The sequence below is a fragment of the Microbacterium sp. DT81.1 genome, assembly GCF_049844955.1.
Classification (GTDB): domain Bacteria; phylum Actinomycetota; class Actinomycetes; order Actinomycetales; family Microbacteriaceae; genus Microbacterium.
On sequence record NZ_JBNCMA010000001.1, the window covers coordinates 1,012,597 to 1,036,190 of the forward strand.

Below are 23,594 nucleotides of genomic sequence, written 5' to 3' on the forward strand. Positions count from 1 at the left end.
CTCCGGTTCGCCTGGGGAGGAATCGGCTCGGCCGACAACGCTCTGAAGGTACTCTTGACGCATGGCAGCACGCAGTCCCGAGCCCGAGAAGCGCCCCGGCTTCTTCAAGCAGATCAGCTCTCTCTTCCGCTTCACGCGGGAGGCGTACCGGTGGCTCCCGTGGCTCCTGATCGGCATCGTGCTGGTGGCCGTCGGCGTCGGCGTGCTCATCGGCTTCCTGATCCCGCCGCTCGTGTGGTGGAGCGTGCTGCTGTGGGGCATCACCGGCCTGATGGCGGGCATCCTCGCCGCTCTCATGACGATGACACGGCTCTCGACGAAGGCCATGTACCGCAAGATCGACGGGATGCCGGGGGCCGCCGGACACGTGCTGTCCACGAGCCTCGGCCGCAACTGGCAGACGAGCGACATGCCCGTGGCCGTCAACCCGAAAACGCAGGAAGCCGTCTACCGTGCCGTGGGCCGCGGAGGCGTCGTCCTCGTCGGCGAGGGTGCGCGCGGCCGCCTCACGCGTCTCGTGAACGAGGAGCGCCAGAAGGTGCAGCGGGTCGCGCAGGGCGTTCCCGTCACGGTGCTCTACCTCGGTCACGGCGAGGGCGATGTGAAGATCGACGACCTCTCGAAGACGATCAAGGCGCTCCCGAAGAAGATCGACAAGAGCACCATGGCCGCCGTCATCCGCCGGATCGACTCGGTCTCGCAGTCGCTGTCCTCGCTCCCCATTCCGAAGGGAATCGACCCCACCAAGGTGCGGGCCCAGCGCCCTCGCTGATCATCTGGGTAAGCGCCTCGCTGATCGATCGGGCCGGCGCCCTCGCTGATCAGCCCCGGCGCACCAGCAGCGTGCCGGCCGCCTTGTCGTGCAGGCCGCGCTGATCCGGGTCCCAGATGACGGCCGGGATGACCAGCACGAGCAGCGCGGTGCGCACCAGCGGGCGCCACAGGCCGACCCAGCCTCCACGCATGGCGGCCACCCGCAGTCCGACCAGGCGATGCCCTGGGCTGCCGCCCAGCGTGGGGATGAACACCACCTGGACGAGAGCGAAGATCGTGAGCGTCGCCAGCGAGTCATACGCGAAGAAGGCGACCGAGATCAGAACGGCGGCCGTCCAGTCGATCGCCAGGGCCGCGAGTCGGCGGCCGACACGGGCGATGCTTCCCGGCCCGGTGGCCGGCAGGCCGAGGCGCTGCCCGGGGTAGGTGCTCTGCGGGGCGGATGACGTCATGCTCCTCAGCGTAACCACGCACGCGTAACACGGCCGAAACGTGGGAGATACCGTCGGGCAACGCCCTGTCGGTAGGTTCGAATCGACCCGCTACGGGTGGGTCGTCCTTCCCGATGCCCTACCTCTGGAGTTCCATGTTCCGCGATTCATCCGAGGTGCTGACCTTCATCAAGGAGAACGACGTCAAGTTCCTTGACATCCGTTTCACCGATCTCCCTGGCGTTCAGCAGCACTTCAACATCCCTGCGTCGACCGTCGACGAAGAGTTCTTCACGGTCGGTCAGCTGTTCGACGGCTCCTCCATCCGGGGCTTCGCGAACATCCACGAGTCCGACATGCAGCTGATTCCGGACGTGACGACGGCGTACGTCGACCCCTTCCGCGAGCACAAGACGCTCATCATGGTGTTCGACATCTACAACCCGCGCAACGGCGAGATCTACTCGAAGGATCCGCGTCAGGTCGCCAAGAAGGCGGAGAAGTACCTCGCCTCGACCGGCATCGCCGACACCGCGTTCTTCGCGCCCGAGGCCGAGTTCTACATCTTCGACGACGTGCGCTACTCCGTCACGCAGAATCAGAGCTTCTACTCCGTGGACTCCGAAGAGGGCGCCTGGAACACCGGTCGCGAGGAGGAGGGCGGAAACCTCGCCAACAAGACTCCCTACAAGGGCGGCTACTTCCCGGTCAGCCCGGTCGACAAGCAGGCCGACCTTCGTGACGACATCAGCCTCAAGCTCATCGAGGCGGGACTCATCCTCGAGCGCGCGCACCACGAGGTGGGCACCGGCGGCCAGGCCGAGATCAACTACCGCTTCGACACCATGGTGCACGCGGCCGATGACATCCTGAAGTTCAAGTACATCGTCAAGAACACGTCGCTCGAGTGGGGCAAGGTCGCGACGTTCATGCCCAAGCCGCTCTTCGGCGACAACGGCTCCGGCATGCACACGCACCAGTCGCTGTGGCTCGACGGCAAGCCCCTCTTCTACGACGAGGCCGGCTACGGCGGACTCTCGGATGTCGCTCGCTGGTACATCGGCGGCCTGCTGGCGCACGCGCCCGCCGTGCTCGCATTCACGAACCCGACGCTGAACAGCTACCACCGCCTGGTCAAGGGCTTCGAGGCCCCGGTCAACCTGGTGTACTCGGCCGGCAACCGCTCCGCGGCGATCCGCATCCCCATCACGGGCACCAACCCCAAGGCCAAGCGCATCGAGTTCCGCGCTCCCGACGCCTCGGGCAACCCCTACCTGGCCTTCGCCGCGCAGCTCATGGCCGGTCTCGATGGCATCAAGAACCGCATCGAGCCGCACGAGCCCGTGGACAAGGACCTGTACGAGCTTCCCCCCGAGGAGGCGAAGAACATCCCGCAGGTCCCGAACTCCCTTCAGGACTCGCTCGACGCCCTTGCGGCCGACCACCAGTTCCTCCTCGAGGGCGGCGTGTTCACGCAGGAGCTCATCGACACGTGGATCGAGTACAAGGTCGAGAACGAGATCAAGCCGCTCGCTCAGCGCCCGCACCCCTTCGAGTACGAGCTGTACTTCGGGGTCTGACGCACGACGCACGAAGAGGGCCGCGGGCGACCGTGGCCCTCTTCGTCGTGTGATCCCGGTACGTGCTACCCGTAGAAGAGCTGCTCGAAGACCCGGCGTGCCCGGCGGGTGGCGCCCAGGTAATCCGCCTCGACCTCCGTCGCGGAGCGCGGCGGGTACCCGAGCAGCCGCCCGATGCCGTCCAGCTGGCGGCGGTCGGTGGGAAGGACGTCGCTGGTGCGTCCGGTGAGCAGGGTGTTGGCGGACCTCAGCCGGCTGGCCAGGCGCCAGGCCTCCCGCAGGCGCTGGGCACCGGTGTCGCTCACCAGCCCGGCGTCCTCCGCCGCCACGAGCGCGGTCATCGTCGAGGTGGTTCGGAGGCCGGTGATGCCGTGACCGTGTTCAAGCTGCCACAGCTGCACGAGCCATTCCACGTCGCTGAGCGAGCCGGGCCCCAGCTTGAGGTGCCGTGTCCGCTCGACGCCCTGAGGGAGTCTTTCGTTCTCGACGCGTGCTTTGATGCGCTTGATCTCACGAAGGCCCTGCGGGTCGACCACGGCCGGGTAGCGCACCCCATCGGCGACATCGGTGAAGGCGCGGATGAGCTTCACGCTTCCCGCGACCCCGCGGGCCCGCAGCAGCGCCTGTGCCTCCCAGGAGAGTGACCAGCGACGGTAGTACTCGGTGTACGCCTCGAGCGACCGCGCCAGCGGCCCGTTCCGGCCCTCCGGTCGCAGACCCGCATCGAGCTCGAGCGGCAGGCGGTGGTCTTCGGAGTGCCGCCGCAGCTCGGACACCACGAGGAGCGCCAGCTCCTGGGCCCGCTGCGGGTCGACGCCGTTCGGGTTGTAGACGTACATGACGTCGGCGTCGGAGCCGAAGCCCAGCTCCGCTCCCCCGAACCGTCCCATCGCGATGACCGCGAAGTCGAGGGCGCCGTCCGCGGCGGGGACGACCGAGCGCCACACCGCCCTCAGCGTCGCCTGGATCGTCACCTCGGTGATGGTGGTGAGCGCCTGCGCGACCTGCTCGATCGTGAGGACGCCGAGGAGGCCCCCCATGGCCGTGCGCAGCAGCTCCCGGCGGCGCAGCGCCCGCACCGATCGCATCGCGTCGTCGATCGTGTCGTGGCGCGTCTGGATCGCCCGCGCTTCCTCCTGCAGCGCCCGTCCGCTGCGGGGGTGCAGGTGCTCGTCCGAGTCGAGCCACGCGACCGATTCGGGGATCCACTCCATCAGCTCGCCGATGTACCGCGAGCCGGAGAGCACGCGCGTCAGGCTCTCCCCGGCGGCCGACGAGTCCCGCAGCATCCGCAGGAACCACGGCATGTTGCCGAGCCGCTCGCTGATGCGGCGGAAGGCCAGCAGCCCGTAGTCAGGATCCACGCCGTCCGCGAACCACTGGATCATCACGGGCATCAGGTGGCGCTGGATGGTCGCCTTGCGGCTGAGGCCGCTCGTGAGGGCGGCGATGTGCCGCAGAGCCCCGGCGGGGTCGCGGAAGCCGATGGCCGCCAGACGGTCGTGGGCCTGCTCGGTCGAGAGGGAACGCTGTTCCTCCGGCATCGAGGCGACGACGGACAGGAGAGGCCGGTAGAAGAGCCGCACGTGGATCTCGCGCACCTCGCGTTTCACGCTCTCCCACAGCGCCCAGACGTCGGGGCCGGTCTCGGCGATGCCGGCCGCCCTCGCGAGCACTCGGAGCCCATCCGGCGTGCGGGGCATGAGGTGCGTGCGCGAGAGTCCCTGGAGCTGCAGGCGGTGCTCCAGAAGACGCAGCGTCCGATAGTCCCGCGCGAAGATCGCGGCATCGTTGCGGCCGATGTACCCCTCGCTCACGAGCGCATCGAGGGCGTCGAGCGTCCCTCGTTGACGGATGCCGGCGTCGCTGAGGCCGTGCACCAGCTGCAGCAGCTGCACGGTGAACTCGATGTCGCGGATGCCGCCCGGCCCGAGCTTCAACTGGTAGGGCACGTCCGCCGTGGGGATGTGCTCGGTGACCCGCTCCCGCATGCGCTGCACGCTGTCCACGAAGTTCTCGCGCGCGGCGCTGGTCCAGATCTTCGGCTGCACCGCATCGACGTACGCCTCGCCGAGCTCGGCATCGCCGGCGATCGGGCGCGCCTTCAGAAGCGCCTGGAACTCCCAGCTCTTCGCCCAGCGGTCGTAATACGCCAGGTGCGAGTCCAGCGTGCGTACGAGCGCGCCCTGCTTGCCCTCCGGTCGCAGGTTGGCGTCGACCTCCCACAGCGCAGGCTCCATCTCCGCGCCCGAGATGCCGCGCATGGTCTGCACCGCCAGCCTCGTCGCGATGTCGATGACCCTGCTCTCCGGCAGTTCGGTGTCGTTGTCTGGCGCGGCCCCGCCGACGAAGATGACGTCGACATCGCTCACGTAGTTGAGCTCACGGGCTCCGGTCTTGCCCATCCCGATGATCGCAAGCTGTGCCGCCGCCACCTCCTCGCGCGGGAAGAGACCGGCCCCCGCGACGCCCGTGGAGATGCGCGTCCGCGCGACCGCGAGCGACGCCTCCAGCGCCGCGCCGGCGGCATCCGCCAACCGAGCCGAGACGGCACGGACGGCCTCCACGGGATCGCTGCTCAGCAGGTCGTACACGGCGATCTGGGCCACGAGCCGTCGGTAGCGCACGCGCAGTGCGCACCATGCCGATTCGTCACCGCTCTCGGCGAATCCGTCGACGGCGCCCACCGACTCGAGCAGTGCATCGGTCAGTTCCGCGCTCGATGGGAGGGCGCCGGCGGAGCCCCGCAGGTGCGCGAGTTCTTCCGGATGCCGCAGGTAGAAGTCGCCGAAGCCCGTCGAGGCGCCGAGCAGCGCCCACACCGCCCGGCGGCTGAGGTCATCGGCCAGCACGTCGCGGACGGCATCGGCATCCCGGCGCGCAACGCGCACCATGCCCCTGAGACCGGCGTCAGGATCGCCCGCCGTGGCGGCATCCGCGGTCAGAACCTCGCGGGGCAGCCCGGTCGTCTCGGCCAGCTCTGTGAGCTGCGCCTCTGCCTCACCGAGGCTGCTGAACCCCAGCCGGGCAAGGTCGGTCAGCGCGGAGGAGCGGTCGTTCGTGGACATCGGCGGTCATCGCCGGGTCAGAGCATCTCGAGGTTGCTCTTCAGCTCGAAGGGGGTGACCTGGGAGCGGTACTCCTGCCACTCCCTCCGCTTGTTGAGCAGCACGTACTGGAACACCTGCTCGCCGAGCGTCTCGGCGACGAGCTCGCTCTCCTCCATGTACTCGAGGGCGTGGTCGAGGCTGGCAGGCAGCGGCGCGTAGCCCAGCGCGCGGCGCTCGGCGTCGGTCAGCGACCAGACGTTGTCCTCCGCCTCCGGCGGCAGCTCGTAGCCCTCTTCGATGCCCTTGAGGCCGGCCGCCAGCATCAGCGCGTAGGCGAGGTAGGGATTCGCGGCGGAGTCGAGCGCGCGGTACTCCACGCGGGACGACTGGCCCTTGTTGGGCTTGTAGAGCGGCACGCGCACCAGCGCGGACCGGTTGTTGTGACCCCACGTGATGAAGCTGGGCGCCTCGTCGCCGCCCCAGAGCCGCTTGTATGAGTTCACGAATTGGTTCGTGACCGCGGCGATCTCGTTGGCGTGCCGCAGCAGACCGGCGATGAACTGCCGCCCGACCTTGGAGAGCTGGTAGGTGGCCCCCTCCTCGTAGAAGGCGTTCACATCGCCTTCGAAGAGGGACATGTGGGTGTGCATGCCGCTGCCCGGCTTGCCGCCGAGGGGCTTCGGCATGAACGTCGCGTAGACGCCCTGCTCGATCGCCACCTCCTTGATGACCGTGCGGAAGGTCATGATGTTGTCGGCCGTCGCCAGGGCGTCGGCGTACCGCAGGTCGATCTCGTTCTGGCCCGGTCCACCCTCATGGTGGCTGAACTCCACCGAGATCCCGAGGTCTTCGAGCATGCGCACCGAGCGTCGCCGGAAGTCGTGGGCCGTGCCGCCGGGCACGTTGTCGAAGTAGCCGGCGGAGTCGACGGGCTCCGGTCCCTCCGCGCCGAAGGAGGATGACTTGAGCAGGTAGAACTCGATCTCGGGGTGGGTGTAGAAGGTGAACCCGCGATCCGCCGCCTTGGCCAGCGCCTTCTTCAGCACGTGCCGGGGATCGGCCACCGCCGGCTGCCCGTCAGGCGTCGTGATGTCGCAGAACATTCGCGCGGTGGGGTCGATCTCCCCGCGCCACGGCAGTGTCTGGAAGGTCGTCGGGTCGGGGTGGGCGAGCAGGTCGGACTCGTAGCTGCGCGTGAGACCTTCGATCGCGGAGCCGTCGAAGCCGAGGCCCTCACTGAAGGCCCCCTCGACCTCTGCCGGGGCGATCGCCACCGACTTCAGCGTGCCGATGACGTCGGTGAACCACAGGCGTACGAACTTGACGCCCCGCTCCTCGATCGTGCGCAGAACGAAGTCTCGTTGCTTGTCCATGGATTCCCTGGATTCCCTTCGGCCCGTGACGTCTCAGACTACTTGCCGTCAGTGTCCTGTTCCGTCTGCGGCGGGGTGCCCCACGAGTTCTCGCGCGCCTCTTCTTCCGCCCAGGCGCGTGAGCGCTCGCGCAGCAACTCGGGCGCGTGCGCGGCCTCGGCTTCGGTGTCGAAAGGACCGGCCCTGTCGATGGCCGGGGACTCGTAGCCCTTCTCGACCTGTCCGGTCGTGAAGTTGTACCAGTACTTCTCGTCGTCACGGGTCACGATGACTCCTTCGATTCCTGAGCCCGTCGAACGGCTCGGCTGTCTCGATCCTACTGATCCCGGATGCCGCGCCTGGGTATGGTGGAGGCATGACACGGGGTGCGACACAGGCAATCGGAGTCGACATCGGCGGGACCGGCATCAAGGCCGGCATCGTCGACCTCGATCAGGGAAAGCTCTCGAGCGACCGCATCCGCGTGTCGACTCCCGAGGGGGCAGAGCCGAAGGCCGTCCTGGCCGCCGTCCGCGAGGTGCTCGACACGCTGGGCGTCGGGGATTCGGACATGGCGCTCGGCGTGGCGTTCCCCGCGATCGTCAAGGGCGGGCGCACGCTCTCTGCGGCCAACGTGTCGAAGAAGTGGATCGATTTCGAGGCGGAGAAGTTCTTCGAGGACGGCCTGGGCCGGGACATCCACTTCGTCAACGATGCGGATGCCGCCGGCATCGCCGAAGTCCGCCACGGCGCGGCGGAGGGCCAGGCGGGCCTGACGATCCTCACCACCCTCGGCACCGGCATCGGGTCCGCGATGATCTACGACGGCGTCCTGATCCCGAACTCCGAGCTGGGGCATGTGCAGCGCGCGAAGCACGGCGGCGACGCCGAGTCATACGCCGCCTACTCCGCGATGGAGCGCGAGAAGCTGTCATGGGGCGACTGGACCGAGCGCCTGCAGTGGTACTACTCCTACATCGAGTTCCTCTTCTCTCCCGACCTCTTCGTCGTGGGCGGCGGGGTCTCCAAGCACCCGGAGAAGTTCCTGCCGTTGCTGAAGCTGCGCACGCCTATCGTTCCCGCGGTGCACCGCAACTCGTCGGGGATCATCGGCGCCGCGAGCCTGGCGGCAGACGGCCCGCCTGCGGTGGTTGCAGCGAGCTGAGTTCCCCGCCCGCCCGCGCAGCGGCATGGCGAGAAAGGGCGAATGGGCCGGCCTGTACGCCGGGTTCTGTCCGGGGGCGAAGCCCCGTGGACGGTCATCTATCTCGGCGACACGTTGCCGTGCCGCTCCAGCGGCCTACCCGGGGACTCGGCGGGCCACGTCAACATCCCCTGTCTGACCTTGCTCCGGGCGAGGTTTACCCAGCGAGTCGCGTCACCGCGACCCCTGGTGGTCTCTTACACCACCGTTTCACCCTTACCGGGGCGAACCCCGGCGGTCTCTTCTCTGTGGCACTGTCTCGCGGATCACTCCGGGTGGGAGTTACCCACCGCCCTGCCCTGTGGAGCCCGGACGTTCCTCGGCGCGTGCGGCGAACCGCGCGCGACGTGACCGTCCAGCCGACCCATTCGCGGTCTCATTCTATCGAGCGGCGCCGGGCGCCCGCTTCAGGTCTTCTCGGCCGTCTCGGCGATGTGCAGCTCGAGGGGGAAATCCAAGGGGAAGTCGCCGAAGAGCAGCCGAGATGCGGATGCGGCGGCATCGCGCACCGCGTCGGCCGCCGCATCCGCCAGCTCGAGCGGGACGTGCAGGATGACCTCGTCGTGCAGGAAGAACGCGAGGTGCGGCCTCCGGCCGAACGCCGGGCCCGAGCGAGGGGCGGCAGTCCCCTCGCCCACTTCCCCGAGGGCGTCGAGGCGCCTCCGGATCTCTGCCATCCAGGCGAGCGACCACTCCGCCGCCGTGCCCTGCACGATGAAGTTGCGGGTGAACCGACCGCGATCACGAGCGCTCTGGCGAGCCCGGCGCTCATCGGCCGGCAGCGCCGCGTGGTCGCCGGCTCGCGACTGCGCCTCCCGCCACCCAGGCGACGGCGGCGGCGAGCTGCGCCCGAGCCAGGTGGTGACGATGCCACCGTCCTCCCCCGTGCGCGCCGCCTGATCCACGAGGGCCATCGCCCGAGGGAAGATCGAGCGGAGCCGGGGCACCAGCCGGCCGCTGCTGCCGGTCGTCGCTCCGTACATCGCGCCGAGCATCGCCACCTTCGCCTCGGCGCGCGTTGCCACGGCGCCGCGCTCGACGATCCCGGCATAAAGGTCGCGCCCGCGCGCGGCATCCGCCATCGCCGTGTCGCTCGCCATGCCGGCGAGCACCCGCGGCTCGAGCTGAGCCACGTCGGCGACGATGAGTGTCCAACCCGGGTCGGCGCTCACGGCGGCACGCAGCTGCCGAGGAAGCTGCAGGGCTCCCCCACCGGAAGACGCCCACCGCCCTGTGACCACGCCGCCTGGCACGTAGACGGGGCGGAAGCGACCGTCGTGCACCCATGTCGAGAGCCACGTCCACCCGTTGGCTGAGTTGAGGCGGGACAGCTTCTTGTACACGAGCAGCGGCTCGATCGCCGGGTGGTCGTGCTGGGCGAGCTCCCAGCGGCTCGTCGATTCGACCAGGATGCCGGAGCGGTGCAGCGCCCTCATGAGCTTGGGCTGCGAGTCCAGGCTGAGGGCCGGGTCGCCGAGCGCCTCGCGCACCGCCTGCCCGGTTCGTTCGAGTTCGGCCGGATTGCCGCCGCCCACGGGGCGTGCGCCGAGGATGTCGGTGAGGATCGCATCGTGGGCTGCGGCGTCCCACGGCACACCCGCCGAGCGCAGCTCGGACGCGATCAGCGCACCGGCCGACTCGGCGGCCAGCAGGAGCCGCAGGCGTGCGTCCTGGTCGCTCGATGCCAGGGCGGCGCGCTGCCGGGGGAACTCGGTCATGGCGGCGTCGAGTCCGTCGGGCGCGCCCGTCGGTCCGCTGGCGTCCGCGACCTCGAAGAGCGTGTCTTCACCAGGGGTCAGGTCGGCCGATGGGGCGTCCCACTCCCGCGCTGCTCGAAGGGGCTCCGCGGATCGGACGTAGGCGCTGTCCCGGAGGATCGCATGGCACAGCCGCAGGTCGTGGCACCGCGCGACCCGCACCCCTGCCTCCAGCAGCGGTCCGTACCAGGTGGGGGTGTCGCTCCACACCCAGCGCGGTGCTCCGTCGCGCTCGCGAGCCGCGACCCATTCCGCCAGCCCGGATGCCGGAACGTCGATGCGCGCGAGCTCGTGGGAGTCCGCATCCAGCAGCACCGCTCCAACGAGAACCCCGGTGACCCGCCCGAGCACGATCCAGGCGGGGGCGGGCTCAGCGCGACGGCTGGAGGTCACGGCGGAAGCTCTCGCGCCGATCCATGGACTCGTTCGCCGCGGCATCCGCCCGCTTGTTCGAGAGGCGAGGCACCCACTCGAAGGTGACCGCACGGCCGGCGATGAGCTGCTGGGCCCTGCGCGCCAGCACCTGCATGTCGGGGTGCTTGACCTTCCAGCGGCCCGTCATCTGCTCCACCACGAGCTTCGAATCCAGGCGCACGTGGACGGATGCTTCGGCGTCGCGCTCCAGCGCAGCCTCCAGGCCCGCAATCATCCCGTTGTACTCGGCCACGTTATTGCTGGCGATGCCGACGTAGACACCCAGCTCGGTCAGAACCTCGCCGGACTCCGCGTCGATCACGACCGCGCCGCCGGCGGCGATGCCCGGATTGCCGCGGGAGCCGCCGTCGGCCTCGACGATGAGCCTCCCGGTCACAGTCCCGACTCCTCCGTGCGCACCAGGATGCAGCCGCACTCGGGGCACGTCACGATGCGGTCCTCGGGCGCGTTGCGCAGCGCCTGCAGATCGGTGCCGGAGAGCACCATGCGGCAGCCCTCGCACGTGCCGCGGGTGAAGAGCGCCGCGCCCGGACTCCGGAGCGCGACCTTCTCGTAGTACCCCACCAGGTCGGCCGGGAGCGAGGCGACGATCGCTGCGCGGTCGCGGGCGATGCGCTCCAGCTCGGCGGTCGCCTCCGCGACGACGGCCTTCGCCTCGGCGGAGAGACGGGACCCCTCGGCGTTCGTCTCGTCGATGACCGCCTGCTGCGCCGCCACCGCGGCCTCGGCCTGCTCCAGGCGCTCCATGACGTCCAGCTCGGCGTCCTCCAGGTCGCTCAGGCGCTTCTTGAGGCTCGCCAGTTCGTGCTCGAGCGCCTGCGCGTCCTTCGAGTTGGAGCTGGCGGCGAGCCTTGCGGCGTCCCGCGCGCGGCGCGCCTCGGCCACCGCGACGTCGGACTCCAGACGGGACAGTTCGACCTGCGCGTCGTCGCGCACGCCCGACCGGAGCGCGAGCTCGTGCGCCTGCAGCGTGCGCTGCGCCGTGAGCTCCCCGATGCGGGCCGCCTGGGGCGGAGTGCGACGGGATGCCTCGGCGCGCCGGGCGCGCCGGTCCAAATCGGCCACGTCGAGGAGAGCGCGCTGGTCTGCGGGGCTGGCATTCACCCCACCAACCTAATCCCCCGCCCCCCGGAGCGCGCGGCGGGGTGGATCGTGGTGGGCCCTGCCGGGATCGAACCGACGACATCCACGGTGTAAACGTGGCGCTCTACCAGCTGAGCTAAAGGCCCGTGCGCGTTCAGTCTAGGCGAGGGTGCGCGCGCCGTCGGGAGAGCACCGCACGCGCTCGAAATGGATAGGCTTGAAGAGGGTGCGTTGTGCACGGCCGACAAGCCGCCCGTGCTCCCAGAGTGATTCCCTGGCACGATCTGCCAGAAAAACCGACGAAAGGCCGCGCGTGACCGTTCACGACCAGGATCCGTATTCTCAGGGCCAGCTCGACAGCGATCCCGATGAGACCGGCGAGTGGCAGGAGTCCCTCGACCAGTTGGTCGCGGCGAAGGGTCACGCCCGCGGGCGCGAGATCATGCTGAGCCTGCTGAAGCGCTCGAAGGATCTGCACCTCGGCGTGCCGATGGTCCCCACCACGGACTACATCAACACGATCGCGCCAGAGAACGAGCCGGAGTTCCCCGGCGACGAGGAGATCGAGCGCCGCTACCGCGCGTGGATCCGGTGGAACGCCGCGGTCACGGTGCACCGTGCCCAGCGCCCGGGCATCGGCGTCGGCGGCCACATCTCGACGTACGCCTCGTCGGCCGCGCTGTACGAGGTCGGCTTCAACCACTTCTTCCGCGGCGCCGACCACCCGAGCGGCGGCGACCAGATCTTCATTCAGGGGCACGCGTCCCCCGGCACGTATGCGCGCGCCTTCCTCGAGGGCCGCCTGACGGAGGCGCAGCTCGACGGCTTCCGTCAGGAGAAGTCGGCCGCGCCGAACGGCATCCCCTCGTATCCCCATCCCCGCCTCATGCCGGATTTCTGGCAGTTCCCGACGGTGTCGATGGGGCTCGGCCCGATCAACGCCATCTACCAGGCGATGACGAACAAGTACCTCGGCAACCGGGCCATCAAGGACGTCGGCGACTCGCACGTCTGGGCCTTCCTCGGCGACGGTGAGATGGACGAGGTCGAGAGCCGCGGACAGCTGCAGGTCGCCGCGAACGAGGGCCTGGACAACCTCACGTTCGTCGTGAACGCCAACCTCCAGCGTCTCGACGGCCCGGTCCGCGGCAACGGCAAGATCATCCAGGAGCTCGAAAGCTTCTTCCGGGGCGCCGGGTGGAACGTCATCAAGGTCGTCTGGGGCCGCGAATGGGACGAACTGCTTGCTCGCGACACCGACGGCGCGCTGCTCAACCTCATGAACGTCACCCCGGATGGGGACTACCAGACGTTCAAGACCGAGAGCGGCGCCTACGTGCGCGAGAACTTCTTCGGTCGCGACGAACGAACCGCCGCGCTCGTCAAGGACTACTCCGACGAGCAGATCTGGGGTCTCAAGCGCGGCGGCCACGACTACCGCAAGGTGTACGCCGCCTACAAGGCGGCGGTCGAGCACAAGGGACAGCCGACCGTCATCATCGCCAAGACGATCAAGGGCTACGGCCTGGGTCCGCACTTCGAGGGGCGCAACGCGACGCACCAGATGAAGAAGATGACCCTCGATGACCTGAAGCTGTTCCGCGACGCGATGCACATCCCGATCAGCGACGGCCAGCTCGAGGAGAACCCCTACCTGCCGCCGTACTTCAACCCGGGTCCCCAGGACGAGAGCATCCAGTACCTCCTGGAGAGGCGCCGCGCCCTCGGCGGCTTCGTCCCGGAGCGCCGGTCCACCCACGTGGGCCTGCAGCTTCCGGGCGACGCCGCGTACGCGCAGCCCAAGAAGGGCTCCGGAACACAGGAGATCGCCACGACCATGGCGTTCGTCCGGCTGCTGAAGGACCTGCTGCGCTCCAAGGACTTCGGTCACCGCATCGTGCCGATCATCCCCGATGAGGCGCGCACCTTCGGAATGGACGCGTTCTTCCCGACGGCGAAGATCTACAACCCGAATGGCCAGCACTACACGTCTGTGGACCGGGAGCTCCTGCTCGCCTACAAGGAGAGCCCGCAGGGGCAGATCCTGCACGTCGGAATCAACGAGGCGGGTGCCGTGGCTGCGTTCACGGGCGTGGGCACGTCGTACTCGACCCACGGCGAACCGCTGATCCCGGTCTACATCTTCTACTCGATGTTCGGCTTCCAGCGCACCGGCGACGCGCAGTGGGCTGCGGGCGACCAGATGGCGCGCGGCTTCATCATCGGTGCCACCGCAGGCCGCACGACGCTCACGGGCGAGGGCCTGCAGCACGCCGACGGGCACTCGCACCTGCTGGCCTCGACGAACCCCGCGACGCTCTCGTACGACCCGGCGTACGGCTACGAGATCGCGCACATCGTCCGCTCCGGCCTGGAGCGCATGTACGGCCCCGGACCGGATGGCACGGGTCACCCCGACCCGAACGTCATGTACTACCTGACGGTGTACAACGAGCCGCTCGTGCAGCCGGCCGAGCCGGAGAACGTGGACGTCGACGGCATCGTCCGCGGCATCCACCACATCTCCACCGGCGAGGGCGACGGGCCGCGCGCCCAGCTGCTCGCCTCCGGGGTGGGTGTGCCGTGGGCGCTGGAGGCGCAGACGCTGCTCAAGGACGACTGGGGCGTGAGCGCGGACGTCTGGTCGGTCACCTCGTGGACGGAGCTGCGCCGCGACGGCCTCGCCGCCGACGAGCACAACTTCCTGTACCCGAACGACGAGCCGCGCGTCGCGTACCTCACCGACAAGCTCAAGGAGGCGCAGGGACCCGTCGTGGCCGTCAGCGACTTCATGCACGCGGTGCAGGACCAGATCCGGCCCTGGGTGCCCCAGCGCTACGCGACGCTCGGCGCCGACGGCTTCGGATTCTCCGACACGCGGCCCGCGGCCCGCCGATTCTTCAAGATCGACGGACCATCGGTCGTCGTCCGCACCCTGCAGGCGCTGGCGGAGGAAGGCGCCGTCGACCGCTCGCTCTCCGCGCAGGCGATCGAGAAGTACCGCCTGTACGACGTCACGGCGGGCACTTCGGGCAACGCGGGCGGGGAGAGCTGACGCGCGGATGTCCACTCCGCCGGCGCAGGTAGACAAGGGTCACAGCGAGGGCGCCCGAGCGACGGGTCCCGCCGGCCCGCGCGGCCGCGGTGGGAAGTCGCCCGCGGACAAGGTCGAGACCTTGGCGTGGCTGCGCCGGATCTCGGGCGACCTCGCGACGGTGACGACCAAGCGGCTCGAGGACTCGCTGCCCTGGTATGCCGAGATGCCCCCTGGCCGCCGGTCGGCGGTCGGGCTCGTGGCGCAGGCCGGCATCACGTCGTTCATCCAGTGGTACGACGACCCCGCGTCGACCCCGTGGATCGCGGCCGACATCTTCGCGGCAGCGCCCCGTGAGCTGCTGCGCAGCGTCAGCCTGACGCAGACCCTGCAGCTCATCCGCGTCACCGTGGAGGTCACAGAGGAGCGGCTCGTCGGAAAGGGCGAGGATCTTCGCGAAGCGATCCTGCTGTACTCCCGCGAGGTGGCCTTCGCCGCGGCGGATGTCTACGCCAGGGCCGCGGAGGCGCGTGGCCTGTGGGACGCGCGGCTCGAGGCCCTGGTCGTGGACTCGATCCTCACCGGCGAGGCCGACGAGGAGCTTCCCAGCCGGATCGCGGCGCTCGGGTGGCACGGCCACGGCGAGGTGTGCGTGCTCGTGGGGACGACCCCTCCCCAGTTCGACGTCGATCACCTGCGGCGCACGGCCCGCAAGCTCGGCGTCGATGTGCTGATCGGTGTGCAGGGCTCCCGGCTCGTGCTCGTGATCGGCCGCGCTCAGCTGCCCGGACGCACGGCGGAGGACCCCGGTCCCGAGCTGCCGTTCCTGGACATCGGCAGGCAGCTCGAGTCGGGGTTCGGGCCGGGGTACCTCGTCCTCGGGCCGCCGGTGCCGGCCCTCGTCGACGCGAGCTCGAGCGCGAGGGCATCCCTCGCCGGCTTCGCGGTCGCACGCGCCTGGCGCGGTGCCCCGCGACCGGTCGAGGCCGATGACCTGCTCCCGGAGCGCGCACTCGCGGGAGACCCGCTCGCCAAGCAGACGCTGGTGGAGCGCATCTACCGCCCGCTGCAGGCGCACTCGAGCGATCTCGTCACGACGCTCTGGAGCTACCTCGACAACGGGCGCTCGCTCGAGGCGACGGCGCGGGAGCTCTTCGTGCACCCGAACACGGTTCGCTACCGCCTCAAGCGGGTGTCCGAAGTCATCGGGTGGGATGCCACGGGCCCGCGCGAAGCGCTCATCCTGCAGACGGCGCTGATCCTCGGCTCGATCGGCACCAGCGATGCCGCGCGTCGGCGGGCGGCGATCCCCCGCCACGGTCGTTGACCGCCGCGGGAGGCACCGCCTGACATCGCCGCGGGCCGACGCTGTCGGGCGCGCACAAAGCTTTCCGCGATTCTTGTAAGGGTTGAGCCAGCACGGGCGCGCGATCGTTGGCAGACTGGGAAAGTGATCGTCGTCGTATGCCCGGGTCAGGGATCCCAGACCCCCGGATTCCTCAACCCGTGGCTTGAGCTCGAGGGCGTGCGCGCACGGCTCGAGCAGTTCTCGGACGCCGCCGAGGTCGACCTCGTCGCCCACGGCACCGTCTCGGATGCCGACGCGATCCGCGACACGAGCGTGGCGCAGCCGCTGATCGTCGCAGCCAGCGTCCTGGCCTGGGAGGCCCTCGGCGCCTCCAAGGGCGGGGCCGGCGGCGTGGCCGGCCATTCGGTCGGCGAGATCGCCGCGCTGATCGCGACGGGGGTGTTGGATGCCGAGAGCGGCATGCGCCTCGTCGGCGTCCGCGGTCGCGCGATGGCCGAGGCCGCGGCACAGGTCAGCACCGGAATGAGCGCCGTCGTCGGCGGCGATGAGGCCGAGGTGCTCGCGAAGATCGAGGAGCACGGCCTCTCGCCCGCCAACTACAACGGCGGAGGGCAGCTCGTCGTGGCCGGGGCGCTCGACGCCCTCGCCGCCCTGGCCGCGGATGCCCCGCGCGGCGCACGCGTGATCCCCCTCCAGGTCGCAGGGGCGTTCCACACGCACTACATGGCGCCCGCCCGCGACGCGCTGCAGAACGCGGTGGACGGCCTGGCGAGCGACCGCACTGTCTCGGACCCCGGTGTCACTCTCTGGACCAACCGCGACGGCACGATCGTGCACAGCGGAACGCAGGCCCTCGAACTGCTCGTCGGCCAGGTCGCGTCCCCGGTCCGCTGGGACCTCTGCATGACGTCGTTCGCGCAACACGGCGTGACCGGCATCATCGAACTCGCGCCGGCCGGCGCACTCACCGGTCTCGCCAAGCGCGCCCTGCGGGGCGTGCCGAGTGTGGCCATCAAGACGCCCGACGACCTCGAGGCGGCCGCATCGTTGCTCCAGGGAGACGCCGCATGACACCCACACTCAGGCAGCCGACCGGTCCCGCCCACACGAGGGTCTACTCGTACGGCGCCGCCCGCGGCGAGCTCAGCGTCCCGAATGACGACCTGATCGGTCCCATCGACTCGAGCGACGAGTGGATCCGCCAGCGGACGGGCATCATCACGCGCACGCGCGCGGTCCCGGAGACGGACGCCATCGATCTCGCCACCGAGGCCGCGGCGGAAGCGATCGCGACGGCCGATATAGACCCGGCGCTGATCGACCTGGTGATCGTGGCCACGGTGAGCAACCCGAAGCAGACGCCTTCCGTCTCCGCCATCGTCGCCGATCGAGTCGGCGCCAATCCGGCCGCCGCCTACGACGTCAACGCCGCGTGCGCCGGATACGCCTACGCGGTCGCGCAGGCGGACGCCCTGATCCGTGGTGGCGCGGCTCAGTACGCGCTCGTCATCGGCACCGAGAAGCTGTCCGACATCGTCGACCCCACCGACCGCAGCATCTCCTTCCTGCTCGGCGACGGCGCGGGGGCGGCTCTCATCGGGCCGAGCGAGTTCCCCGGCATCTCCGAGACGGTGTGGGGCTCCGACGGCTCGAAGGCCGATGCGGTCGGCATGAACGGCACTCTCACCCAGTTCCGCGACGGCGAGGTGCCGTGGCCCACGCTCCGCCAGGAGGGGCCGACGGTCTTCCGCTGGGCGGTGTGGGAGATGGCAAAGGTGGCCAAGGAGGCCCTCTCGGTGGCCGGCATCCAGGCATCCGACCTGGCGGCGTTCATCCCGCACCAGGCCAACATGCGCATCATCGACGAATTCGCCAAGCAGCTGAAGCTTCCGGACACCGTCAAGGTCGGACGGGACATCGAGACGACCGGCAACACGTCGGCCGCATCGATCCCGCTCGCCACCCATCGTCTGCTGCAGGAGAATCCCGAGCTCAGCGGCGGGCTCGCGCTCCAGATCGGCTTCGGAGCCGGACTGGTCTTCGGCGCGCAGGTCGTGGTGCTGCCCTGAGGCGGCGAACCCCGACCCTAGACTGAACGCGGTCTTCACCCGGACCGCCTTGACCCCAACGAATAGGAGAACCCATGGCATTCACCAATGACGAGGTGCTCGCAGGCCTTGCCGAGCTCATCACCGACGAGACCGGAATCTCGGCCGACGAGGTCGCGTCCGAGAAGTCGTTCACCGACGACCTGGACATCGACTCGATCTCGATGATGACGATCGTCGTCAACGCCGAGGAGAAGTTCGGCGTGACGATCCCCGACGATGAGGTCAAGAACCTCAAGACCGTCGGCGACGCCGTCACCTTCATCACCTCCAACCAGGCGTAGGAGTTCGGGATGCCACGACCGCGTCTTCGAACGCGTCGTGGCATCCCTGCCTCACAGGGTAAGGAATCCCCCATATGACCAAGCGCATTGTCGTGACCGGAATCGGTGCGACCACACCGCTCGGAGGCACCGCCCAGGAGACCTGGCAGAACCTCCTCGCCGGTGCGTCCGGAGCTCGCACCCTCGAGTACGAATGGGTCGCGAGGCACCAGCTGCCGGTGACCTTCGCCGCGTCGGCGGCCGTGCCGTCGGCCGACGTGCTCGAACGCGTGGAGACGAAGCGACTCGACCCCTCCAGCCAGTTCGCCCTCATCGCGGGCCGTGCGGCGTGGCAGGATGCCGGGGCTCCCGAGGTGGAGCCCGAGCGGCTGGCCGTCGACTGGGCCACGGGCATCGGCGGTGTCTGGACGCTGCTCGACGCCTACGACACGCTGCGCGAGCGCGGCCCCCGCCGCGTGCTGCCCATGACCGTTCCCATGCTCATGCCGAACGGGCCCGCCGCTGCGATCGGAATGGATCTCGGCGCACGTGCCGGCATCCGCACCGTCGTCTCGGCCTGCGCCTCCAGCACCGAGTCGATCGTGAACGCGTACGAGCACCTCCAGCTCGGCTACGCCGACGTCATCCTCGCCGGCGGCTCCGAGGCGGCGATCAACCCGCTCCCCGTGGCGTCCTTCGCCGCGATGCAGGCGCTGTCCCGCCGCAACGATGAGCCCGCCACGGCATCGCGCCCCTACGACGTCAGTCGCGACGGCTTCGTGCTCGGCGAGGGCGCTGCCGCGCTCGTGCTCGAGACCTACGAGCACGCCGTCGCCCGCGGCGCCCGGATCTACGCCGAGGTGCTCGGTGGCGCGGTCACGAGCGACGCCTACCACATCACCGCTCCGGACCCCGAGGGTTCCGCCGCGGCTCGCGCGATGCGGCAGGCTGTCGAGCGCTCGGGCCGGGACCTCGGTGATGTGCGCCATGTCAACGCCCACGCCACGAGCACGCCCGTCGGCGACATCGCGGAGTACAACGCCCTGCGGCGGGTCTTCGGCGAGGGCCTCGACGACATCGTCGTCACGGCGACGAAGGCATCGACCGGTCACCTCCTTGGAGGTGCGGGCGCCATCGAGGCGATGTTCACCGTGCTCGCCCTCGCGGAGCGGACGGTGCCGCCGACCATCAACCTGACCGAGCAGGACCCCGAGATCCAGCTCGATGTCGCGACGACGACGCGGCCCCTGCCCGAGGGCGATGTGCTGGCGATCAGCAACTCGTTCGGATTCGGCGGACACAACGCCGTGGCGGCGTTCGCGAGCGTGTAGCCACCGGCATCCGGTGCCTGGCAGCGTCCGGACACGCGAAGACGCCCCCGTTCCCTCGACATACTTCGGGAACGGGGGCGTCTTCGTGTCAGGCGGCGATTCGCGTTCCCAGCCCCCGGGCGATCTTCCTCCGATTGCCGGTAGTGGCGCCTCGCCGCCTGACCCCTCGACAAGCTCGGGGACCGAGCTTGGGAGACATCCGGTCAGCCGACCTTGTGCAGCCAGACGACGGGGGCGTCATCGCTCGCATGGCGGAATGCCTCGAGCTCTTCGTCCCACGCGGCGCCGAGCGCGACGGACAACTCGCGCTGGAGTTCGACGGCGTCACCGGCCGCGACCTCCATCGCGTAGCGGATGCGGTCCTCGCCGATCACGACGTTCCCGGCCGAATCGGTCTGGGCGTAGTGGATGCCGAGCCCCGGCGTGTGCAGCCAGCGTCCGCCGTCACTGCGAGGAGTGGGGTCCTCCGTCACCTCGAACCGCAGGTGCTCCCACCCGCGCATGGAGGTGGCGAGCGCAGCGCCGGTTCCCGCCCTCCCCTCCCAGTAGAACTCGGTGCGCTTGGCGCCGCCGAGCACGGGCTGGTCGGCCCACTCGAAGTTGACCGCGCGCCCGAGGGCGCGCCCGACAGCCCACTCGAGGTGGGGGCACAACGCTCGCGGCGCCGAGTGAATGAAGATCACTCCGCGCGCTGATGGTGTCGCCATGATCTCTCCGTTTCGTCAGGTGCGTCTTCCCCTACGACCTGGTCCGCGGGAGTGCGGCGATGTGCTGTTGTACCTGCATTATCGCCTATGGACCGGCGGAATGACAAGCGTGTGATTCGGTGGGGCGGGTGGGACTTGAACCCACGATCGTCGGGTTATGAGCCCGCTGCCTTGACCAGCTTGGCCACCGCCCCTTTCGGTCTACGAGCCTACCGCCAGCCGGGGGTGCGAGAATGACGTCATGGACGTGTCGGGGTGGATCGGTCTGGGCGTTGTGGCCGCGCTCGGCGTGGCGGGCGCATCCGCGATGCCCGCGTTGCTGCGTGATGCCCGTCGTCGCCAGAAGCGCGGCGCCGGCGGTTCACTGAGCGGCATCGCCGGTGGCATGGATGCGATCTGGCGTCCGAGTGCCGAGGAGGCCCACGCGCAGTGGGAGGCACAGGTCGAGTTGCCGGCCCCGGCGCCGACGCCCGGCGACGGGGGCGATCTCGATGGCGGGCCCGTGGTGATAGAGCTCCCGGGCCGCAACGGCTAGACGGGCGGCTCGGTGGGCGGGAGGGGCTCGCTGCCCCGCGAGATCGGCAGCCCCTTGCTGTCGCTGACGATCTGCGGGTGGAACCGCGCCAGCTGGATGACGCCCCACACGGCGACGGCGCCGAAGACCACGAAGCCGATGACGGCCCAGAGCGGCGCGGCAGCGGCCTCTCCCAGCACGATCACACCGATGAGCACGGCCACCATCGGGTCGACCACGGTGAGGCCGGCGATGACCAGATCGGGCGGGCCGGATGAATACGCCGTCTGCACGAAGTACGCGCCGGCCGCGGTGCCCAGGAGCAGTGCGACCAGGCACACGAGCGTGAGCCACTCGAAGTCGCCCGCCTGCACACGTTTGATGATGACCTTCGCCAGGGTCGCCACGAAGCCGTAGATGATCCCGGCGCCGAGGATGTAGAACAGCGCCCCCATGCGCTTGCGCAGGAAGAACCACATCAGCGCGAGGGCCACCATAACCACCGCGAGGATGCTCAGGATGATGAGGAGCTGCCGCTCGGTGACGTCGTTCTCGGTGGCGAAGAAGGCCGCGACCGCCACGAAGAAGAAGATGCCGCCGACGCACGCGGCGATCGCCGTCAGAGACTTGCGGGTCGGTGTGTGACCGCTCACGCGAGCATTGAGCAGGGTGGTGATCACAAGCGCCATCGCACCGAGGGGCTGAACGACGATCAGCGGCGCGACGGCGAGGGCCCCCAGCTGGCAGATGATCGCCATGCCGAGCATGAGCGTCCCCACCACCCAGGAGGGGCGGGTGATGAGGTGCTTGAGCTGCGTGCCCGTCAGTCCGGATGCACCGTTCTGACCGCTCAGCCTTTCGACCTTGGCGACCCCGCGGTGCTGGTACTGAGCGCCGAACGACATGAAGACAGCACCCGCCAGGGCAAGTGGTATGCCCAGCAGCAGTCCTGGATTCTGGAACACGCCGACGAGGTGATCGCTCACGTCTTCGACTACTCCGGTCGCCTCGAACATCACCCCTCGACACTACCTGCAGGCCCCTCGGGCTAGGCTCAAGGCGTGGCCGTTCTGCCGATTCGCATCATGGGAGACCCTGTCCTGCACGCACCGGCGGCACCCGTGTATGAGATCACCGACGAGGTGCGCACGCTCGTCTCGGACATGTTCGAGACGATGGATGCCGCGCCCGGCGTCGGCCTCGCGGCGCCCCAGGTGGGCGTAGGTCTGCGCATCTACACCTACAGCTACCCCGATGACGACGGTCGCCCCTGGCGCGGTGTGCTGATCAACCCTGAGCTGTGGATCGCTCCCCTCGTGCCGGGCGATCCGGATCCGGACGACGAGTCGGAGGGGTGTCTCTCGTTTCCGGGCGAGCGGTTTCCTCTTCGCCGATCCGAACGGGTGCTGGTGACGGGCATCGACCTCGACGGGGCCGCGGTGCGCATCGAGGCCGACGGCTGGCGCGCGCGGATCATGCAGCACGAGTTCGACCACCTGGACGGCGTGCTCTACATCGATCGCCTGGACGACTCCGACTGGAAGACGGTGCAGAAGATCGCGCGCAAGCGCGGCTGGGGCCGTCCTGGTGCCGCCTGGACCCCCGGAGTGGACGACATCGACGCGTGAGCGCGAGTCGAAGCACGTTCGACCGGGGAGTGCAGAAGGACGTTCGACAAGAAATGAAGAACGGCCCCGGAGTGGAGTCCAGGGCCGTTCGCTCCCCGGCTTGGACTCGAACCAAGAACCTGCCGGTTAACAGCCGGCTGCTCTGCCAATTGAGCTACCGAGGATTATGCCTGCCGGAGCAGGCAACCCGACTAGCTTAGCAAACGCCGAGCCGTGCTCACGACGCGAGGGCACCGTGCCGACGAGCGAAAGCACCGGGCTCAGGAGGCGAGGGAAGGGTGCTCACCCCCCGCGCTCGGCGTCCACATGAGCTGCGCGCCCTGTCCCTGAGCGACGACATGACCGCCGTGCAGCACGACGACATCGGCGTTCAGCTCCCGCACGAGATCGGCGTCGTTCGTGACGATCAGCGCCGACATCCCGTGCGCCAGGCTGCGCGCCACGATCGCGTCGTAGACGACGTGGCGCACCCCCGGATCGAGGGCGGTGAGCGGGTCGTCGGCGATGAGGATGCGGGGCTGCAGAACCAGTGCACGCGCGAGAGCCACCCTCTGCCGCATGCCGGCGCTCAATTCGTAAGGGAACTTGGCGGCCGCGCCCAGAGGCAGCTGCATCTCGTCGAGCAGCGTGGCGATCCGCACGGCGAGGGCGCGGGCGTTGACACGGCGATCGCGGCTCGTGATGGGCTCGCCGATCACGTCGTTCACCGTCATCCGCGCCGGCAGCCGGGCGCCCGCGCCCTGCGCGAGATAGCCGACCTGGTAGACCAGCTGACGGTGCGCGCGTCCGGGGCGGCGAACGGGGATGCCGAGAACGTCCGCCGATCCCCCTACGACGGCCAGTCGGTGGTCCTCGGAGCCGGCGAGCACGGCGGCCAGGCTCGATTTGCCGGCCCCGGTCGGGCCCATGAGAGCCAGAGAGCCCGCGTGTGGCAGGGTGAACGAGACGCCGTCGACGGCCCGGGCGCCGCCGGCGTACGCGACGCTGATGTCGGAGCACCGGATCGCGACGTCGGGATCTGTGCGACGGGGCAT

21 protein-coding genes, 3 tRNA genes and 1 other RNA gene are annotated in these 23,594 nt (G+C 69.4%); 11 read left to right on the forward strand and 14 right to left on the reverse strand.

What is annotated here, in order from left to right:
- The first annotated feature begins 61 nt into the window (after positions 1-61).
- Positions 62-772 (forward strand): DUF4191 family protein, encoded by a 711-nt coding sequence (locus tag ACLQ2Q_RS04760; RefSeq protein ID WP_425818431.1) that lies wholly within the window; start codon positions 62-64, stop codon positions 770-772.
- Between the two features lie 49 nt (positions 773-821).
- Here the strand turns inward: ACLQ2Q_RS04760 and ACLQ2Q_RS04765 are convergent, their stop codons facing one another.
- Positions 822-1,226, reverse strand: a complete 405-nt coding sequence (locus ACLQ2Q_RS04765; RefSeq protein ID WP_425818433.1) for an RDD family protein — start codon at positions 1,224-1,226, stop codon at positions 822-824.
- Positions 1,227-1,360: 134 nt separating this feature from the next.
- On the opposite strand from ACLQ2Q_RS04765, the gene glnA (ACLQ2Q_RS04770) reads away from it, so the two are divergent.
- On the forward strand, positions 1,361-2,785 hold the full coding sequence (gene glnA / locus ACLQ2Q_RS04770; RefSeq protein WP_425818435.1) for a type I glutamate--ammonia ligase: 1,425 nt from the start codon (positions 1,361-1,363) through the stop codon (positions 2,783-2,785).
- A gap of 65 nt (positions 2,786-2,850) precedes the next feature.
- Here the strand turns inward: glnA (ACLQ2Q_RS04770) and ACLQ2Q_RS04775 are convergent, their stop codons facing one another.
- From ACLQ2Q_RS04775 to ACLQ2Q_RS04785, 3 genes are read right to left on the reverse strand one after another with little or no spacing between them, the layout of a single operon-like run.
- Positions 2,851-5,853, reverse strand: a complete 3,003-nt coding sequence (locus tag ACLQ2Q_RS04775) for a bifunctional [glutamine synthetase] adenylyltransferase/[glutamine synthetase]-adenylyl-L-tyrosine phosphorylase (protein WP_425818437.1) — start codon at positions 5,851-5,853, stop codon at positions 2,851-2,853.
- 17 nt (positions 5,854-5,870) lie between these two features.
- Positions 5,871-7,208, reverse strand: coding sequence for a type I glutamate--ammonia ligase (glnA, locus tag ACLQ2Q_RS04780; protein ID WP_425818439.1), 1,338 nt, complete (start codon positions 7,206-7,208; stop codon positions 5,871-5,873).
- Between the two features lie 38 nt (positions 7,209-7,246).
- Complete coding sequence (locus tag ACLQ2Q_RS04785; protein WP_425818441.1) at positions 7,247-7,474, reverse strand: SPOR domain-containing protein; 228 nt, start codon at positions 7,472-7,474, stop codon at positions 7,247-7,249.
- An 89-nt stretch (positions 7,475-7,563) separates the two neighbouring features.
- Here ACLQ2Q_RS04785 and ppgK point away from each other — a divergent pair, with 89 nt between their 5' ends.
- On the forward strand, positions 7,564-8,352 hold the full coding sequence (ppgK, locus tag ACLQ2Q_RS04790; RefSeq protein WP_425818443.1) for a polyphosphate--glucose phosphotransferase: 789 nt from the start codon (positions 7,564-7,566) through the stop codon (positions 8,350-8,352).
- Between the two features lie 39 nt (positions 8,353-8,391).
- Here the strand turns inward: ppgK and rnpB are convergent.
- The 5 genes from rnpB to ACLQ2Q_RS04815 form a co-directional block, all read right to left on the reverse strand.
- An RNA gene (rnpB, locus tag ACLQ2Q_RS04795) (RNase P RNA component class A) lies at positions 8,392-8,758 on the reverse strand.
- 40 nt (positions 8,759-8,798) lie between these two features.
- Positions 8,799-10,541 (reverse strand): bifunctional 3'-5' exonuclease/DNA polymerase, encoded by a 1,743-nt coding sequence (locus ACLQ2Q_RS04800; protein WP_425818445.1) that lies wholly within the window; start codon positions 10,539-10,541, stop codon positions 8,799-8,801.
- A complete protein-coding gene (locus tag ACLQ2Q_RS04805; RefSeq protein WP_425818447.1) occupies positions 10,519-10,959 on the reverse strand; it encodes a reverse transcriptase-like protein in 441 nt (146 codons plus the stop codon). Before ACLQ2Q_RS04805 ends, ACLQ2Q_RS04800 begins: the two co-directional genes overlap by 23 nt.
- Positions 10,956-11,687, reverse strand: a complete 732-nt coding sequence (locus tag ACLQ2Q_RS04810; RefSeq protein ID WP_425818449.1) for a zinc ribbon domain-containing protein — start codon at positions 11,685-11,687, stop codon at positions 10,956-10,958. The genes ACLQ2Q_RS04805 and ACLQ2Q_RS04810 overlap by 4 nt, the downstream gene beginning before the upstream one ends.
- Positions 11,688-11,736: 49 nt before the next feature.
- A tRNA-Val gene (locus ACLQ2Q_RS04815) sits at positions 11,737-11,812 on the reverse strand.
- A 167-nt stretch (positions 11,813-11,979) separates the two neighbouring features.
- On the opposite strand from ACLQ2Q_RS04815, the gene aceE reads away from it, so the two are divergent.
- The 6 genes from aceE to ACLQ2Q_RS04845 all read left to right on the forward strand — a co-directional run bounded on the left by aceE (position 11,980) and on the right by ACLQ2Q_RS04845 (position 19,711).
- Positions 11,980-14,721 (forward strand): pyruvate dehydrogenase (acetyl-transferring), homodimeric type, encoded by a 2,742-nt coding sequence (aceE, locus tag ACLQ2Q_RS04820; RefSeq protein ID WP_425818451.1) that lies wholly within the window; start codon positions 11,980-11,982, stop codon positions 14,719-14,721.
- Between the two features lie 7 nt (positions 14,722-14,728).
- A complete protein-coding gene (locus ACLQ2Q_RS04825) occupies positions 14,729-16,027 on the forward strand; it encodes a PucR family transcriptional regulator (RefSeq protein WP_425818453.1) in 1,299 nt (432 codons plus the stop codon).
- A 123-nt stretch (positions 16,028-16,150) separates the two neighbouring features.
- On the forward strand, positions 16,151-17,080 hold the full coding sequence (locus ACLQ2Q_RS04830; RefSeq protein WP_425818455.1) for an ACP S-malonyltransferase: 930 nt from the start codon (positions 16,151-16,153) through the stop codon (positions 17,078-17,080).
- Positions 17,077-18,078: a beta-ketoacyl-ACP synthase III gene (locus ACLQ2Q_RS04835; RefSeq protein ID WP_425818457.1), complete on the forward strand. Its 1,002-nt coding sequence runs from the start codon at positions 17,077-17,079 to the stop codon at positions 18,076-18,078. The genes ACLQ2Q_RS04830 and ACLQ2Q_RS04835 overlap by 4 nt, the downstream gene beginning before the upstream one ends.
- A gap of 74 nt (positions 18,079-18,152) precedes the next feature.
- Positions 18,153-18,401 carry an acyl carrier protein gene (locus ACLQ2Q_RS04840; protein WP_425818459.1) on the forward strand — a complete coding sequence of 83 codons (249 nt, stop codon included), beginning with the start codon at positions 18,153-18,155 and terminating at the stop codon, positions 18,399-18,401.
- A gap of 74 nt (positions 18,402-18,475) precedes the next feature.
- The gene (locus ACLQ2Q_RS04845) at positions 18,476-19,711 is read left to right on the forward strand and encodes a beta-ketoacyl-[acyl-carrier-protein] synthase family protein (RefSeq protein ID WP_425818461.1); all 1,236 of its coding nucleotides are present in this window, start codon (positions 18,476-18,478) and stop codon (positions 19,709-19,711) included.
- Between the two features lie 203 nt (positions 19,712-19,914).
- On the opposite strand, the gene ACLQ2Q_RS04850 is transcribed toward ACLQ2Q_RS04845, so the two are convergent.
- Both ACLQ2Q_RS04850 and ACLQ2Q_RS04855 read right to left on the reverse strand, forming a co-directional pair.
- Positions 19,915-20,418 (reverse strand): DUF3145 domain-containing protein, encoded by a 504-nt coding sequence (locus ACLQ2Q_RS04850; RefSeq protein ID WP_425818463.1) that lies wholly within the window; start codon positions 20,416-20,418, stop codon positions 19,915-19,917.
- A gap of 120 nt (positions 20,419-20,538) precedes the next feature.
- Positions 20,539-20,612, reverse strand: a tRNA-Ile gene (locus ACLQ2Q_RS04855).
- A 47-nt stretch (positions 20,613-20,659) separates the two neighbouring features.
- Here ACLQ2Q_RS04855 and ACLQ2Q_RS04860 point away from each other — a divergent pair.
- Positions 20,660-20,953 carry a hypothetical protein gene (locus tag ACLQ2Q_RS04860; protein WP_425818465.1) on the forward strand — a complete coding sequence of 98 codons (294 nt, stop codon included), beginning with the start codon at positions 20,660-20,662 and terminating at the stop codon, positions 20,951-20,953.
- Here ACLQ2Q_RS04860 and ACLQ2Q_RS04865 read toward each other — a convergent pair.
- Positions 20,950-21,948: a DMT family transporter gene (locus tag ACLQ2Q_RS04865; protein ID WP_425818645.1), complete on the reverse strand. Its 999-nt coding sequence runs from the start codon at positions 21,946-21,948 to the stop codon at positions 20,950-20,952. The two genes, ACLQ2Q_RS04860 and ACLQ2Q_RS04865, sit on opposite strands and share 4 nt — an antisense overlap.
- Before the next feature lie 45 nt (positions 21,949-21,993).
- Between ACLQ2Q_RS04865 and def the strand changes: the two genes are divergently transcribed.
- A complete protein-coding gene (def, locus tag ACLQ2Q_RS04870) occupies positions 21,994-22,560 on the forward strand; it encodes a peptide deformylase (protein ID WP_425818467.1) in 567 nt (188 codons plus the stop codon).
- A gap of 91 nt (positions 22,561-22,651) precedes the next feature.
- Here def and ACLQ2Q_RS04875 read toward each other — a convergent pair.
- Positions 22,652-22,724 (reverse strand) — tRNA-Asn (locus tag ACLQ2Q_RS04875).
- A 96-nt stretch (positions 22,725-22,820) separates the two neighbouring features.
- Entirely contained in the window at positions 22,821-23,594 is a 774-nt protein-coding gene (locus ACLQ2Q_RS04880) for an ATP-binding cassette domain-containing protein (protein WP_425818469.1), read from the reverse strand.

Bases quoted from the DNA above. Each gene is read 5' to 3' on its own strand.
- ACLQ2Q_RS04760 (WP_425818431.1), top strand. From the start codon at position 62: ATGGCAGCACGCAGTCCCGAGCCCGAGAAGCGCCCCGGCTTCTTCAAG.
- ACLQ2Q_RS04765 (WP_425818433.1), bottom strand. From the start codon at position 1,226: ATGACGTCATCCGCCCCGCAGAGCACCTACCCCGGGCAGCGCCTCGGC.
- glnA (WP_425818435.1), top strand. From the start codon at position 1,361: ATGTTCCGCGATTCATCCGAGGTGCTGACCTTCATCAAGGAGAACGAC.
- ACLQ2Q_RS04775 (WP_425818437.1), bottom strand. From the start codon at position 5,853: ATGTCCACGAACGACCGCTCCTCCGCGCTGACCGACCTTGCCCGGCTG.
- glnA (WP_425818439.1), bottom strand. From the start codon at position 7,208: ATGGACAAGCAACGAGACTTCGTTCTGCGCACGATCGAGGAGCGGGGC.
- ppgK (WP_425818443.1), top strand. From the start codon at position 7,564: ATGACACGGGGTGCGACACAGGCAATCGGAGTCGACATCGGCGGGACC.
- ACLQ2Q_RS04825 (WP_425818453.1), top strand. From the start codon at position 14,729: ATGTCCACTCCGCCGGCGCAGGTAGACAAGGGTCACAGCGAGGGCGCC.
- ACLQ2Q_RS04835 (WP_425818457.1), top strand. From the start codon at position 17,077: ATGACACCCACACTCAGGCAGCCGACCGGTCCCGCCCACACGAGGGTC.
- ACLQ2Q_RS04840 (WP_425818459.1), top strand. From the start codon at position 18,153: ATGGCATTCACCAATGACGAGGTGCTCGCAGGCCTTGCCGAGCTCATC.
- ACLQ2Q_RS04845 (WP_425818461.1), top strand. From the start codon at position 18,476: ATGACCAAGCGCATTGTCGTGACCGGAATCGGTGCGACCACACCGCTC.
- ACLQ2Q_RS04850 (WP_425818463.1), bottom strand. From the start codon at position 20,418: ATGGCGACACCATCAGCGCGCGGAGTGATCTTCATTCACTCGGCGCCG.
- ACLQ2Q_RS04860 (WP_425818465.1), top strand. From the start codon at position 20,660: ATGGACGTGTCGGGGTGGATCGGTCTGGGCGTTGTGGCCGCGCTCGGC.
- ACLQ2Q_RS04865 (WP_425818645.1), bottom strand. From the start codon at position 21,948: ATGTTCGAGGCGACCGGAGTAGTCGAAGACGTGAGCGATCACCTCGTC.
- ACLQ2Q_RS04880 (WP_425818469.1), bottom strand. From the start codon at position 23,594: ATGCCCCGTCGCACAGATCCCGACGTCGCGATCCGGTGCTCCGACATC.